This window comes from Paenibacillus sp. 4624 (genome assembly GCF_050435065.1).
Classification (GTDB): Bacteria; Bacillota; Bacilli; order Paenibacillales; family Paenibacillaceae; genus Paenibacillus; species Paenibacillus amylolyticus_D.
The window spans coordinates 275,915-290,352 of record NZ_JBNDJR010000004.1 but is presented as its reverse complement, the minus strand read 5'-3'; the positions used below and the strand labels follow the sequence as shown (position 1 = coordinate 290,352).

At 46.2% G+C, this 14,438-nt stretch carries 12 protein-coding genes; 10 read left to right on the top strand and 2 right to left on the bottom strand.

Annotation, left to right across the window (positions count from 1 at the left end; all coding sequences use genetic code 11):
* Positions 1–7: 7 nt before the first annotated feature.
* Positions 8–307, bottom strand: a complete 300-nt coding sequence (locus ABIE27_RS11730; RefSeq protein ID WP_429350572.1) for a hypothetical protein — start codon at positions 305–307, stop codon at positions 8–10.
* A 209-nt stretch (positions 308–516) separates the two neighbouring features.
* Between ABIE27_RS11730 and ABIE27_RS11725 the strand changes: the two genes are divergently transcribed.
* From ABIE27_RS11725 to ABIE27_RS11710, 4 genes are all read left to right on the top strand, one after another.
* The gene (locus tag ABIE27_RS11725; protein WP_429350571.1) at positions 517–2,547 is read left to right on the top strand and encodes a Na+/H+ antiporter; all 2,031 of its coding nucleotides are present in this window, start codon (positions 517–519) and stop codon (positions 2,545–2,547) included.
* Positions 2,548–2,626: 79 nt separating this feature from the next.
* Complete coding sequence (locus ABIE27_RS11720; protein WP_123064353.1) at positions 2,627–3,418, top strand: polysaccharide deacetylase family protein; 792 nt, start codon at positions 2,627–2,629, stop codon at positions 3,416–3,418.
* A 288-nt stretch (positions 3,419–3,706) separates the two neighbouring features.
* Positions 3,707–3,919, top strand: coding sequence for a YwbE family protein (locus ABIE27_RS11715; protein ID WP_090924399.1), 213 nt, complete (start codon positions 3,707–3,709; stop codon positions 3,917–3,919).
* Positions 3,916–4,527: a DUF4269 domain-containing protein gene (locus ABIE27_RS11710; protein WP_429350570.1), complete on the top strand. Its 612-nt coding sequence runs from the start codon at positions 3,916–3,918 to the stop codon at positions 4,525–4,527. The genes ABIE27_RS11715 and ABIE27_RS11710 overlap by 4 nt, the downstream gene beginning before the upstream one ends.
* On the opposite strand, the gene ABIE27_RS11705 is transcribed toward ABIE27_RS11710, so the two are convergent.
* On the bottom strand, positions 4,520–5,938 hold the full coding sequence (locus ABIE27_RS11705) for a hypothetical protein (protein ID WP_429350569.1): 1,419 nt from the start codon (positions 5,936–5,938) through the stop codon (positions 4,520–4,522). The genes ABIE27_RS11710 and ABIE27_RS11705 overlap by 8 nt on opposite strands.
* A gap of 300 nt (positions 5,939–6,238) precedes the next feature.
* Here ABIE27_RS11705 and ABIE27_RS11700 point away from each other — a divergent pair, with 300 nt between their 5' ends.
* The 6 genes from ABIE27_RS11700 to ABIE27_RS11675 all read left to right on the top strand — a co-directional run bounded on the left by ABIE27_RS11700 (position 6,239) and on the right by ABIE27_RS11675 (position 14,259).
* On the top strand, positions 6,239–8,032 hold the full coding sequence (locus ABIE27_RS11700; protein WP_123064356.1) for a sensor histidine kinase: 1,794 nt from the start codon (positions 6,239–6,241) through the stop codon (positions 8,030–8,032).
* On the top strand, positions 8,007–9,620 hold the full coding sequence (locus ABIE27_RS11695; protein WP_123064357.1) for a response regulator transcription factor: 1,614 nt from the start codon (positions 8,007–8,009) through the stop codon (positions 9,618–9,620). The genes ABIE27_RS11700 and ABIE27_RS11695 overlap by 26 nt, the downstream gene beginning before the upstream one ends.
* Positions 9,621–9,801: 181 nt before the next feature.
* Complete coding sequence (locus ABIE27_RS11690) at positions 9,802–10,788, top strand: ABC transporter permease (protein WP_192895093.1); 987 nt, start codon at positions 9,802–9,804, stop codon at positions 10,786–10,788.
* 17 nt (positions 10,789–10,805) lie between these two features.
* Positions 10,806–11,714, top strand: a complete 909-nt coding sequence (locus tag ABIE27_RS11685) for a carbohydrate ABC transporter permease (RefSeq protein ID WP_123064358.1) — start codon at positions 10,806–10,808, stop codon at positions 11,712–11,714.
* 142 nt (positions 11,715–11,856) lie between these two features.
* A complete protein-coding gene (locus ABIE27_RS11680) occupies positions 11,857–13,386 on the top strand; it encodes an ABC transporter substrate-binding protein (protein WP_123064359.1) in 1,530 nt (509 codons plus the stop codon).
* 174 nt (positions 13,387–13,560) lie between these two features.
* A complete protein-coding gene (locus ABIE27_RS11675) occupies positions 13,561–14,259 on the top strand; it encodes a hypothetical protein (protein WP_123064360.1) in 699 nt (232 codons plus the stop codon).
* Positions 14,260–14,438: the final 179 nt, after the last annotated feature.

The window sequence follows — 14,438 nt, the reverse complement described above, 5'->3', positions numbered from 1 at the left end:
AACAGAGCTATAGATGAAAGCGAGATACATGATCATCCAGGCCTTCCTGTATAAGAATATCTTTCTGCCGGCTGCCCATTAAGTCAAAATGGGGGAAGGGCTGTCTCCGGTGAATATAACGCGGGTCTAACCCGTGTTCACGACACCATTGTTCCAGGCGATGCAGGTCTGCACAGCCCACTTTGGTGACACTGGTTATGCCGGGAAATCTGGAATCAATCCAGAAATGAGTGAGATAGGCGATCTCACCGCGAGCGACTCGTTCTTTCCAAGCTGCAAGTTCTTGCCGTTTAATGCCAAAAGCCATAGTTGAACGTTCCTTTCTGACAGAGTATGTCCTTAACATATTGTACATCTTATATATGACATCAATCAAAAATGTTTCGGATTGATGTGTATCAGCATGTTTGAAGTGGGTAAATGAATATGAAAACTTTGTTATAAACGTCTATGTTTTTGTTAAAATAAAGGCATCACAAACGATTCATGACTTATGTAGCGGAAAGGGATGTCATCATGGAACTATTCATTGCGGTACTTGCATTGCTTGGACTGATCGGTCTATCTAACGTGTTGAACCGGTTCGTCCCTTTTATTCCCGTTCCGCTTATTCAGATTGCACTAGGTGTAGCGGTAGCACTGCTGCCAGCGGGTGTACATCTACCATTGAATCCGGAATTGTTTTTTGTGCTTTTTATTGCTCCCTTACTGTATAACGATGGAAAAAGAACACCAAGAAACGAACTGTGGAATCTGCGTGCGCCGATTCTCTTGCTTGCACTGGGGCTGGTGTTCGTTACGGTTGCTGTTGCCGGATATGCCATACACTGGCTAATTCCGACTATTCCACTTCCTGCTGCATTTGCGCTCGCGGCCATTCTTTCCCCGACAGATGCAGTGGCTGTAGGTGCCATGGCCGGACGTGTACATCTGCCCAAAAGCATACATAGACTTCTTGAAGGAGAAGCATTAATGAATGACGCTTCGGGCCTGGTCGCATTTAAATTTGCCATCGCAGCGACGGTTACGGGTGTTTTTTCACTCGCCCAAGCGACGGTCAGTTTCATTATCATTGCCGTGGGAGGCCTGCTCGCTGGCGCGCTCATGTCTTTTTTGTTTATTCGTCTTGGGGTATGGATTCGCAGACTGGGCATGGAGGATGTAACGATTCATATGCTGCTTCAGATTCTGACTCCATTCGTCATCTATCTGGTGAGTGAAGAGATCGGAGTTTCCGGCATTCTGGCTGTGGTTGCCGGCGGGATTATTCATGCGATTGAGCGTGACCGGGCGGAATCGGTTCAGATTAAGATGCAAGTGGTATCTGCGAGCACGTGGTCTGTTATTTTATTTATATTGAATGGCCTGGTGTTTGTCATTCTCGGCGTGCAGGTTCCCGATGTGCTTAGTAAGATCTTTGTTAACGTGTCATTCAATAACTTCGAGGTACTCGGTTATGTACTGATCATCTCCGTGCTGCTTGTGCTGTTACGGTTCTTGTGGATTTATTTGTTCTGGCAAGTCAATGAATGGCTACGTGCGAAGTCCACTATTGGTAAACCGCGCTTTAAGGAGATTACCATCCTCTCCTTATCGGGAGTAAGAGGTGCAGTGACGCTGGCTGGAGCATTTTCGATTCCATTTGTGCTTCAGGACGGGTCACCTTTTCCCGAGCGTGATTTAATTATTTTTCTGGCGGCTGGTGTTATTCTGTTCTCTCTGATTGCTGCGAGTGCATTGTTACCTGTGTTAGCCAAGGAAGAGGGGAAATCCTCCGATGAAAATACACCACAGAAATCTGAACGCAGAGCACAGGACATTATGCTGAATGCCGCTATTCGAGCGGTCAAGTCTGAAATGAACGATGAAAATAAAGCTGCCGCACTGGCCGTTGTGTCTGACCTGTCCAAATATATTAAACAGGTGACAGGGCAGTTTACAGCAGATAATCGTAAAACATTGCAGAAGCAGGAAACAGCGATTAATCTAATTGCTACCCGGGCGGAGCGCAAAGAGATTGAAGCGATGATGGATGAAAATGCCCTTGGGCCAGAAGCGGCTTTCAAATGTGACAACTGGCTGGATCGCAAGGAGATGATGCTCTCGAACCGGATAAATACTCAGCTACTGGCGTCACTTCATGAAATCGGAAGAATGCTGGGCCAACTCTTTACAAGCCGCTCCAGCAAACAAGACCAGCCCTTTATGCTTGAAAATGCGGAACTGTTTCGAAAGGTTAAGCTACGCACCTCTCAGGCAGCAATCAAAGCAATCCGGGCACAGATGAATGACTCCAATCGTGTGGCGGCTCTCGCGGTTATTTCCAAATATGAACGGGTGATCGCAAAGTTACGTGCGTGGAATCAGGATAAGACGACTGAAGATCCGTTTAATCAGGATAAACTGGAACTTCAGATGGTAGCCATCCAGGAGCAGCGCAATACAATACAACAACTGTATGAGAATGGAGAGATTACACGCGATGTTGCAGCCAGATTACGTCGTTATATCAATGATGTAGAAGCAACAGCTCTTAAAAACGATTAATCGATTATTCATGAGTTCGCGCGAATCGGGCAATGCTAACGGAGAGTTTGACGTATGAAATTCAAAGTGAGGATACGACATGAAGCTGAAAGCTACCCGATTCATCGCATTGTTCATGCTGACTGGAATAATCTTTGGCAGTTCGACATGTTCAGCGTATGCCAAGCCAGTGCAGAAGAACCGTCAGTATTATGAAGAACGGGGAGAGATCGTGTGGGAAGTTCCCACGCAGGACAAACTGATCGCCCTGACTTTTGATGATGGACCAGACCCTGTGCAGACACCGCAAATTTTAGCTTTGCTCAAACAGTATCATGCAAAGGGGACTTTTTTTGTACTCGGCAAATGGGCAGAAAAATTTCCGGACATCGTCAGGCAGGAACAGCTCGAAGGACATGAGATCGCAAATCATACATTTGCACACACGTATGCCGTTCGCTCAACAGCAGCGGACAAATACATGAAAGACATGGAGGCAGCGGAGGATTCCATTGTAAGTGCAGGTGCGCAGCGCCCGCTGTTGTTTAGACCTCCTGGGGGGTATTACAACGATATGGTGATTCAGGCTGCTAAGCAAAAAGGGTACACCATCGTATTATGGTCTTGGCATCAGGATACTCGAGACTGGGCCCTGCCTGGTGTATCAGCGATCACAAACAAAGTGTTAAATAATGCTCGTAATGGAGACATCGTTTTGTTTCATGACAAAGTGGAGAGCAAATCCCATACGATCGATGCCCTGCGAACGATTTTGCCCAAATTGCAGGAACAGGGGTATCAATTTGTTACGGTATCCGAACTTCTTGCGGTGAAAGCTCGTGAAGCTGCCAAGGGTGGAGTGTCGTCCTCATTACCACGAAAGCAGCCTTAATGCAGGAGCGTTAACGATTGTAAGCAAAGCCTGCTGGATCTAGACAGTGATGAAAAAAAGCAAGAATATATTTTTTGTTATGTCTATACTAATCACAGCCGCAATCAAGCTGAACTAATGATGCTTTGCGGCTGTTTGTCATGTAGTTATTCATTTAACCTCGTTTGGCGGGATGTCGCAAAATGTTCGGAAACAAGTCCTACGCTTTTGTTTTACAATCGAAACGTCTACAATAGATAAAGTCTTTATATATCAGACACAATTATGTTAATAGAGTAGGTGAACAAGTTGAATGGACAAAAGAGAGCGGACATCAGACCTGGTCTAGAGGTAGATATCGTGCTGAAACAGGATCAATCCAGTGGCAAACTGACAAGAGGCATCGTCAAGGATTTGTTAACCAAGTCTCCTTCACATCCCCACGGGATCAAAGTGAGATTGACAAACGGTCAAGTGGGGCGAGTGAAACAAGTGATTTCTGCAGGTAATCATCCGCAATGAGTGTGAACGGGAGGCTGGATACGACCAAAAAAGTGATGACACACCTGTCGGTTGGCAATCAACGCCAACAAGATGCTTACCGTGTTTTGCACGAGAGCGGACTACTTTTCATGCTTTCTGCCCACGCTGCGTACCCTGCGGGCACGGTACCGATTGACGTGGATCTTCCTGATAGTGATCTGGACATCCTGTGTTATTCAGAAGATCTGAACGCTTTCCAAGTCGAGATGGCTAGGCAACTAGAGGGCATCGCGGTGAACGGAAGAACAGAGTGGACGTACGAAGATCATGTCTTAAATCAGAAAGCATATGTCACATGTAAACTGAGCTTGGGGTTATGGCCTGTTGAAATATTTGCCCAAGCGACTCCTGTGTATCAGCAGCACGCTTACTTACATATGCAGGTCGAATGGAGTTTGTTGCAGTTATGGGGAGAAGCAGGGCACCGCGAGATTCGCAGACTGAAGCAATCAGGGTGGAAAACAGAGCCTGCTTTCGCCCATGTGCTAGGGTTAGAGGGTGATCCTTACATAGCCATGCGTGATCTAGCCTGCCTGCAAGAGCCAGAGCTGTGGGACTTTGCCCGGTCACGAGTCACATTTAAATGAGGAAGATCGCTACAATCGTAGTTACTGTTAATCCGATGATAACCGGTTTCAGATTACGCCTCGCAAGTTCAAACGGGCTGACCCCGCAAATGGCGGCAGCCGGAATTAACGCCCACGGAATCAACGTTCCGCCGCCAACCCAGATTGCGGCTACTTGGCCCAGTGCGGTAAGTACCGGAGCCGCGTTTGTCGTACCTGCAAACATGGCAGCAATCGAACCCACGAGGGAAATTCCCGAAAAGCCAGAACCATCCAGACCGGTTACAGCCCCAGTGACGGTCATCGTAATCGCCCCAACAGTTCCATTCATAGGCACAATCCCCGCAAGTGCAACGCCAAGATCATTGACGATCCCGTGTGACCCCTCAGGAAGTGGATTCACAAATAACTCTGTTATAGCAGCATCACCGAGATAAAAGAATGCAGCAATCGGAATAACTGGACCAAATACTTTGAACCCGAACTGGAATCCTTCAATTAAATAATGGGTTGTTTCTTCTGATCCACTGTGACCGTGTGCTGCAAGAGAAACGGCAATCAGAATAACAACTGCGGTTCCGCCAATTAACGCTGTTGCATCTCCGCCTTGCAGGTTCAGAATAAACATGAGTACAACATCTAGTGCGAACAACAACGGAATAAGCAGGGCGAAGGTTTTTCTCAGACGGAGAGGCAATGTCGGAACCGGTGCAGACTGATTTGGTTCTGACGGTGACTCAGACGCTGACTGTTGTGGGTGAGTAAACTCTTGTACCTTCCATTTGGTGGTGTTCATCTCTTTGCGAAGCATCCAGAAGGCGGTAAGAGTAGATACCATGCCCATGACTACGACGAGAGGAACACTGGCAACCATCACTGACGTAACAGGAAGACCTGCTGCGTCTGCAGTAAGTTTGGGAGCGCCTTGAATAATGTAATCCCCTGACAAGGCAATGCCATGTCCAAACAGGTTCATCGCGATTGCAGCTCCAATCGGAGGTAAACCTACGCGAACCGCTACCGGTAAAAGTACTGCTCCAATCAAGGCTACTGCAGGAGATGGCCAAAAAAATAAAGATACGACCATCATAATGAGTCCAATGCCCCAGTATGCAGCTTGAGGCGTGCGAATAAATCGGGTGAGCGGCGTGACCATGATTTCATTAATACCTGTTCGGATTAAAACACGGCTCATCGCCACAATAATTGAGATGATAAAGATTGTACTTAGCAATTCCTTCGTTGCGTAGATAAAACTGTTAAAAACCCCGGTAACGGAACCGCTTAATGTTTCAGTTGCCAGCAGTCCAATGGTCATAATGCCTGCGACACAGATCATCGTTGTATCTTTGCGGCGAACCAAGACAGCAATAATGAGGACAATAAACGCCAAATACACATAATGCAATGGTATAAGTTGAATATTCACCATGATGACAGCCTCCCTGCATCCCCGGTCATCGATCCTGGGAGTGCTATATCCTATGCATGTCAAGCCTAGGTGTTCGTGGAGGGAGGCAGCAGGATTTTTTTTACATTCAGAGAATTATATGAGTGAAACGAGCAAACACACGACAGGGGACTATGACTATAACAAGTCACGATAACACACATTCGAGGGTCACCGAACCTGATAGACAACGTCAAACTGAGGTGATTACAATATACATGCCATCTTTAGGTAGAAATTAGAAAAAATTCAGCCCAGCCTGAATCAAAAGGACGTTAATGTATGAACTTGATCCGTTCATTACGCTTTAAATTTATTGTTGGACTAACGCTAATCATGCTGCCGCTTTTTATGCTGCTGTACTATAACAATGTCTACGCCATGAAGGTCGTACGTGATAAGGTATCCCTTACGAATATGAACCATTTGGCCAAAAACGTGGAACAAAATGAGCGTGTATTACAGGAAACAAATCGATATCTATACAGTTTGGGCGAGCGTGACCCGGATATTATCTCGCTGTTTTTTCTGGAATACGGAAGTGGAGATTATATCATTGCCAAGCAGCGAATCATGAACAAGTTTATGACCGATATCGGTTTCTATAATCTTATCGATTCTTTTTATTTGTATGACGCGGTGAATGATGACCTGTTGCTGGCAACCGCTGGCAATTATGATATTAAAAAATCGGTGGTACAGCGCAATATGCCTGCACAGATGCGGCAGCTCGAAGGTGATATCCAAAGGCCGGAATGGAGCATCGTCCGCGGAGGATCATTTAATGCACTTGTGAAAACGGTGCGTATTAATCAGCAGTTCTATGCTGGCGCACTGGTCGATATGAATGCGCTGAATGACACACAACAGTTTGCTGAGTCGGGTGACAGAGGTGGAGCGGTTATCGTTACACCTGATGGCAGACCATTATCCGATTCTACGTTAAATAAGGAGCAGATCAAGTTGGTCGGCGATCATTTGACCGATTTGGAAAGTCCGTATCAGGTCATCTCGGAGCCGGGTAGCGCAACTCGTCAGTATTTAATGGTAGGCATTCCCTCCGCCATGTCGGAGATGAACTACATCGTCTTGTTGCCGGAGGAAGACATGATGCGTAACTTGCCGTTTTTTCAGCAGATCATCAGGTTACTTCCGATCGGAGCGGCCGTTATATTGATCACAGCACTTTTCTTCCTAAGACAGCTTCTGTTCCGTCCGATGAATGCGCTAATTCGGGGAATGAGAAGAGTCAGTCGGGGGGAACTCGATGTAACGCTGGAGGCACCGTCTTCGTCTGAACTGGAATTCGTGACACGCAGCTTTAATCAGATGATTCAGGAAATTCAGCATTTGAAGATTGATGTGTATGAGGAGCAACTGCGTACGCGAGAGGCGGAATTCAAGCAATTGCAAATGCAGATTAATCCTCACTTTTATCTGAACTCCTTGAATATTATTCATAGCCTGGCTTCCCTTCAAAAACATGAACTGGTGCAACAGATGGCTGGTCATCTGGCTGATTATTTCAGATCCAGCTTAAGGGCTGGCAAACGTGTGATCACACTGCATGAAGAGATAGAGCACATTCGGCATTATCTTGAGATTCAGAAGTTAAGATTCCCGAGTAAACTGGATTTTGAACTGGATATTGATCCGGAGGTGGGACATGTTGTGCTTCCGCCGCTGACGATTCAGCCTTTTGTAGAGAATGCGATTATCCATGGCTTCCAACGCAGAATGCAGTCGTTTGTGATTCGAATTACTGCATGCCTGACGGAAGCGTCCAGTAGTCAGGGCGGAGATAGTATGCTTCAATTACAAATTGTGGACAACGGGGTTGGGTTCGAACCAGTGCTGCTAGAGCAACTGCAACGGGGAGAATATGCCAAAGATCCCGGAGGACAGCACATCGGGATATGGAATGTTGCACATCGGTTGCTGGTGAAGTATGGTCCAGAGGCCGGGTTAACGTTTGAAAATAGGATAGACGGAGGCGCTGCAGTAAGCATTTATTTGCCTGCTCAGACCGAGGAGCAAGAAGGAGGAACTCATGCGGAACCTGTTGATCGTGGATGATGAAGTGTATGCCCTGCAAGCCATGCTGGAGGGAGTGGACTGGAATGCAGCCGGAATTGACCAGGTATTCGGTGCTTGTGATGTTGAGGAAGCAAGGCAGGTCATCCGAACCCGTGCTATCGACATTCTGATTTGCGACATCGAGATGCCTGGGGAAACCGGGCTCGACCTGCAGAGCTGGGTATTGAAGCATGACCCTGGTATCCTGACCATTTTTCTGACAGGTCATGCGTTATTCGATTATGCACAGACGGCCATCAAACTGAACAGCTTTGATTATCTGTTGAAACCTGCTCCCGCAGACCAACTGCTTAAAGTCGTTACACGAGCATTGGAGAAGATTAGAGACGGAGAGCAGCGTACCCGAACGAACGAAGTTTACGAAACCGTATACAAACGCTGGAAAACCCATAAACCACTCCTGACGGAACGTTTCTGGAAGGACGCTGTGTCTCAGCGAAGTGCACTTACTCCACAACGGCTGCAGCAGCTTGCTGAACTGTACGGTGCAGAGATTGATCCCGAGGTGCGTGTTCTGCCCATCGTGATCTCCGTTGAAGAGTGGGTACGTGAATTTAATCTGCGCGATGAAGAGGTACTGGAATACGCTCTACGTAACGCAGCCAGAGAAATATTGCTCGGAGACAAACTGGGTGAAGTGTTCCAAGATCACAGTGGCTTAAATATTGTGCTAGCCTACGAACAAGATGATGTCATCCTTGCCGCCAGTGAAGCGCAGCAGCGTTGTCAGCGTTACATTCAGGAGTGCGGCACATACTTCTACTGCCGGTTATCCTGTTATGTAGGCGCACCGGTAGCTGTAACCGAATTGCAAGGCATGTTGAATGAACTCATGGACATGGAGCGCCGCAACATTAAAGAGCTTGAAGAGGTTTTTGTGTATGATGAGCGGGATCGAGATCAGGAGGATCGGTTTTTGCCTATCCCGTGGTTCTCGGAGCTGTCCATCCTTTTTGAAACCGGCAAGGTAGAAGATTTGCGTGAACGTGTGGATGAAATCTTCGATTTACTTGCTGCTCAGGAAGGGTTATCTCCAGAGATGTTACGGCTTTATTATCATGCGATGTTGCACGTTGTCTATCCGCTTCTGCATCAGAATAATGTATCCATTCGCAGCTTGTATCCCGGAGAACGGGAGCCGGAAGAAGCCGTAGTCACGAGGTCATTGCCGCAGTTGAAACAATGGACACTTGATCTCATTGATCGTGTCATTCCCGTATTGTATCCGGACGATCAGAACCCGATGTCGATTGTGGATCAGTTATGTATCTATATTGAAAATCACATTGGAGAAGAACTGATGCGGGAGGAACTGGCTGCTTTTGCAGGATTTAATCCGGCATATTTGTCCCGTTTGTTCCGTAAAGAAAAGGGAATGTCTCTGTCCGAGTTTATCCTTCAGCGCAGAGTGGCCATGGCGAAAACATTGTTATCTCAATCCACCGTCAAGGTAACGGATATTGCAGGTAAAGTCGGATACTATAACTACTCCCATTTTACGAAAATGTTCAAAAAATGCACCGGCATTACGCCGCAAGAGTTTCGCAAACAATCCAGAACCATGTAATCAGGCGCAGCATGCTGCGCTTTTTGTATGTTTTTTATGGAATGAAAGTCATAATTTGATAACTGAATAGGTCACCACAGCAGATAGAGGACTTGATCGCCCCGCCGTATACTTGAACCACAGGAGGCGCACGGAGCTTCATCCTGAGGAAGAATTCAAGAGGAGTGAGGGAGAACACGTTATGAAGACACAACCCCAAGCGGGTAAGGGCGTACGGATATCGGAGATACCGGAAGGCACGGTTCGAAAGCGCAAGTCCGTGTTGTACAATCTTGGCAAGTACAAGGTACTTTACCTGATGTTTCTGCCAGGCATTCTGTTTCTGCTGGTAAACAATTATATGCCGATGTTCGGCGTTCTGATCGCATTCAAAAATGTAAACTACGCGGATGGAATCTGGGGAAGCCCGTGGAGCGGGTGGGACAATTTTAAATACCTGTTCTCAACCAGCGATGCATGGGAAATTACACGAAACACCCTTGCATACAACACCGTGTTTATTGCACTTAATCTGATTGTCGGTGTAGGTCTCGCCATTTTACTCAACGAAGTCAAAAACAAAGCGATGTCCAAACTGTATCAGTCTCTGATGTTGTTGCCTTATTTTCTATCGATGATCGTGGTCAGTTATCTCGTTTTGGCTTTCCTCGGCAAGGACTCGGGATTTATGAACTCAACCATACTGCAAATGTTTGGAGGCCAGCCGATTGACTGGTACTCGGAACCGAAGTATTGGCCGTATATCCTGCCGCTCGTGAATACGTGGAAAAATATCGGTTATTATGCCGTCATTTATCTGGCCGCTGTTGTGGGCATTGACGAAGAATATTATGAAGCGGCTGTGCTGGATGGTGCATCGAAGTGGCATCAGATTCGTTTTATCACCATTCCGTTTTTGATCCCGCTGATTGTCATTATGACATTGCTTCAGATTGGCCGGATCTTCTATGCAGACTTCAGCTTGTTCTATCAGGTTCCGCTGGAATCAGGCGCGCTGTTCCCTGTAACCAACGTTCTTGATACGTATGTATATAGGACATTCCTCATTGGTGGAGACATCGGGATGTCATCTGCGGCAGGTCTATATCAAGCGATTGTCGGATTTGTACTGGTGCTGGTGTCCAACACCATCGTCAGACGGATTGACAAAGATAATGCACTATTTTGAGAGGAGGCAAGTCAGTTGTGAAAACACGTGATCCATTAGCTGTATCCAAGCGTTCTGCTGCTGTCATTCATTTCATGTTTTTATTCTACGCCATTGCCTGTATCGTGCCGATCATACTGGTCTTCGCCATCTCTTTCTCGGACGAGACAACCGTTGTTGCGAATGGCTACAAGCTAATACCGGAGCAATTCAGCCTAACGGCCTATGAATTCCTCTTTAAAGATATGGATCAGATCATCCACTCGTATGGAGTTTCTATTATTGTAACGGTCGTTGGTACGATTACGAGTGTTGCGCTGACCGCATTATATGCCTATCCGCTCTCACGAAGAGACTTGCCATACCGGGGCTGGTTCGCCTTTTTCATCTTCTTCACGATGTTGTTTAACGGGGGCTTGGTTCCTTGGTATCTGGTTTACGTCAACGTCCTGGATTTGAAAAACTCGATCTTTGCCTTGATCCTGCCGTTGCTCCTATCACCGTTTTTTGTACTTGTCATGCGTACGTTCTTTGCGAACTCCATTCCGGTATCCATTCTGGAATCAGCTCGTATTGATGGAGCAGGTGAATTGAAAACGTTTTTGCGAATTGTACTGCCGCTTTCCTTGCCCGTTATGGCAACCGTCGCGCTGTTCAGTACGCTGAACTACTGGAATGACTGGTATCTTAGTATGATTTTCATTTCGGATAATCGGACGATCAGCCTTCAGTACCTTATGTACCGGACGCTGCTCGATATTCAATATTTAACAACCAACTCTAACGTTTCTTCACAGATCTCATCGCAGGGCGGACTTCTGAATCTACCAAACAAAACGCTGCAAATGGCGATGGCTGTCGTCGGTATCGGTCCAATCGTACTGGCGTATCCATTCTTCCAGCGTTACTTCATCAAAGGTCTGACGGTAGGTGCTGTGAAAGGTTAACTCCGGCCGGTTAGGAGTGAGTATGGTCAACCGAAGATAGACGAAAGGGCATATACAGAAAGCTTGCCGTTTATGAGGAATTGGGGAAGAACGGTAAGGGTGTGGAAGACAAGGGTCCATTATATGAACAGGAGGGGTTCAATTGGTTCAATCGTTAAAAGGTTGGTCACGTATGACGGCAGCGGCCATGGCACTGGCACTGGTGCTCGCGGGCTGTTCGTCAGATAAGGGAAACTCTGCAACACCTGGTGCTGAAGGCAGTACGCCGAACACAAACAATGAAAAGCCCTATGAGGTATCGTTGTTCTATCCGGGCACACCTCAGAAAGATGTCGCTCTTGTGGAAGCAGAAATTAACAAAAAGATGGAGCCAAAGATTGGAGCAACCATCAAAATTAATGCTGTGGACTGGGGACAGTGGGATAACAAGCTGAACCTGATGATCTCCTCTGGGGAAAAGGCAGACATTATCTTTACCGCTGCTTGGCAGAACTACACGGTAAACGTGGCGAAGGGTGCATTCTTGCCGCTGAATGAACTGCTGGATAAATACGGTCAGGATATTAAGAAAAATCTGGACCCTGCCTTCCTGGAAGGTTCCCAGGTAGATGGCGTCAACTATGGTGTACCAACGAACAAGGAACTTGCTGCCACACGTGGCGTGCTGGTGCGCAAGGATCTTGCTGATAAATACAAACTGGACCTGACAGCAGTTAAAACATGGGCCGATCTGGAACCACTGCTCAAAACGATTAAGGAAAATGAACCGTCCGTTACTCCGTTCTATATGTCCAATACAAATGGTAACGGATTGCTTGAAAATCTCGACTGGGATTACCTCGGTGATGCCTCTGTACCTGGCGTGATCTCCAAAACAGCAGGTGGGACTACTGTGCTGAATGAGGTGGAAACACCGGAATTCAAAGAAGCAGCCGAACTTGCACGTAAATGGTATCAAGCGGGTTACATCAACAGTGATGCAGCTACATCTAATGTATTCCCGAAAGATCAGGCGAAAGCCGGCAAAGCTTTTATGTGGACGGATGGTATGAAGCCAGGTAAAGATAAGGAAGAGGAAGGTTATGTAGGACATCCGCTCACACAAATTGAGATGACTAGTCCAACGATTACAACCGGTGATGCCTCTGGTGCGATGCTTGCAATCTCCCGTTCTTCTGAACAGCCGGAGAAAGCAATGCAAGTCATTAACTTGTTGCACTCCGACAAAGAAATTAACAATTTGCTCAATTTCGGTATCGAAGGTAAACACTATGTAAAAGTAGAAGGTCAAGAGAATATCATTAAGCTGCCTGACGGCGTAGATGCGAACAGTCGTACCTACAATCCAGGTGCACAATGGCAACTGGGTAACCAGTTCCTGAACTATCTGTGGGATAACGAAGATCCGCAGAAATGGGAAAAATTCAAGGAGTTTAATGCTAAAGGCGTAAAATCTCCTGCCCTTGGTTTCACATTTAACAGCCAGTCGGTTAAAAATGAAATTGCGGCTGTAAATAACGTCAATAAACAGTTTAAGCCGGGCATGACCTCGGGTGCTGTTGACCCGAATGAAATGATTCCGAAGTATTTGGAAAAATTAAAAGCAGCAGGCATCGATAAAATTATCGCGGCGAAACAAGAACAACTGGACGCATTTTTGGCTCAAAAATAATACAGCGCTATCCTGAGAGATCGCATGTTTCCATCATCTTATGCATCTCATCTTGGAGAGTTCCAAAGAGGACGTTATCGGTAAAAACCGATAACTCCTTTTTTTGTGTCTGGATCGTTAATCAAAAACAGGAAAAATATGATATAATATGGTGGATTATTAGGAGGTGTTTGCGTGTCGAGAACCAGGCTTGTGTTCTCAGGGGGATTATTACTGTTTGCCATCATCTTTACCTTTAAACATCATCTCGGTTTCTCAGTAGGGGATTCGCTGTTATTATTCATTGGTATTTCTCCGTATACCACATCCTATTTAAGTGGTGTACACATCACGATGTACTTTGGACTTGGCATGCTAGCCTGCGGATATTATCTTACGCGTAAAGAGATCATGTGTAAGTTTCCACTTGTGGCAAAAACGTTATGGATTGCTGTTCTGTCGATCATATTCTGTTATTCATTTATGACAGACAAGTTGATGTACGTGGTAAAATGGGGAGCGACAGGCATGAATAGCATATCTTACATGCAGAATGACAGCTCATGCACCTATGATGTGTCATCCAATGGATATGCCTTGGCAACCTGTGAATTGACGCTGAAAAATTACAGTAACTCTGCGGTGGCTGTAATGATTAAACCTGATTTGTATGGAAGCTATTCAAATCAGGATGATCCGCTGTCCGAATCTTTACAGTCGGTTCATTTAGAGGCGAAACCAATTCGGATTGAGCCAAGGAAAACATTCACGGGTACACTTGAATTTTCGGGGGTGGCAGAAAGCCCGCTCGAAGTGAGGGGCAATTTGAAGGATATTGTATTAGATGTGGCAGTCGATGGGAGAAATACGGTTTTCGATTATGACATTCCTTAGTTCGTGATATACGGAATTTAGATCCAAGTACATAACACATATAATGAATCACTTGCACAAGGAAAATATAAAAGCAAGCTTTGCTTATACGGACGGAACCGGCAGGTATGCCGGTTTTTTTATGTGCGGAAGTTGAATTTAGTGCTGATAAATTGGGTTTATCTCCTTTTCCACAAGAG

Bases quoted from the DNA above. Each gene is read 5' to 3' on its own strand.
- ABIE27_RS11730 (WP_429350572.1), bottom strand. From the start codon at position 307: ATGGCTTTTGGCATTAAACGGCAAGAACTTGCAGCTTGGAAAGAACGA.
- ABIE27_RS11725 (WP_429350571.1), top strand. From the start codon at position 517: ATGGAACTATTCATTGCGGTACTTGCATTGCTTGGACTGATCGGTCTA.
- ABIE27_RS11720 (WP_123064353.1), top strand. From the start codon at position 2,627: ATGAAGCTGAAAGCTACCCGATTCATCGCATTGTTCATGCTGACTGGA.
- ABIE27_RS11710 (WP_429350570.1), top strand. From the start codon at position 3,916: ATGAGTGTGAACGGGAGGCTGGATACGACCAAAAAAGTGATGACACAC.
- ABIE27_RS11705 (WP_429350569.1), bottom strand. From the start codon at position 5,938: ATGGTGAATATTCAACTTATACCATTGCATTATGTGTATTTGGCGTTT.
- ABIE27_RS11700 (WP_123064356.1), top strand. From the start codon at position 6,239: ATGAACTTGATCCGTTCATTACGCTTTAAATTTATTGTTGGACTAACG.
- ABIE27_RS11695 (WP_123064357.1), top strand. From the start codon at position 8,007: ATGCGGAACCTGTTGATCGTGGATGATGAAGTGTATGCCCTGCAAGCC.
- ABIE27_RS11690 (WP_192895093.1), top strand. From the start codon at position 9,802: ATGAAGACACAACCCCAAGCGGGTAAGGGCGTACGGATATCGGAGATA.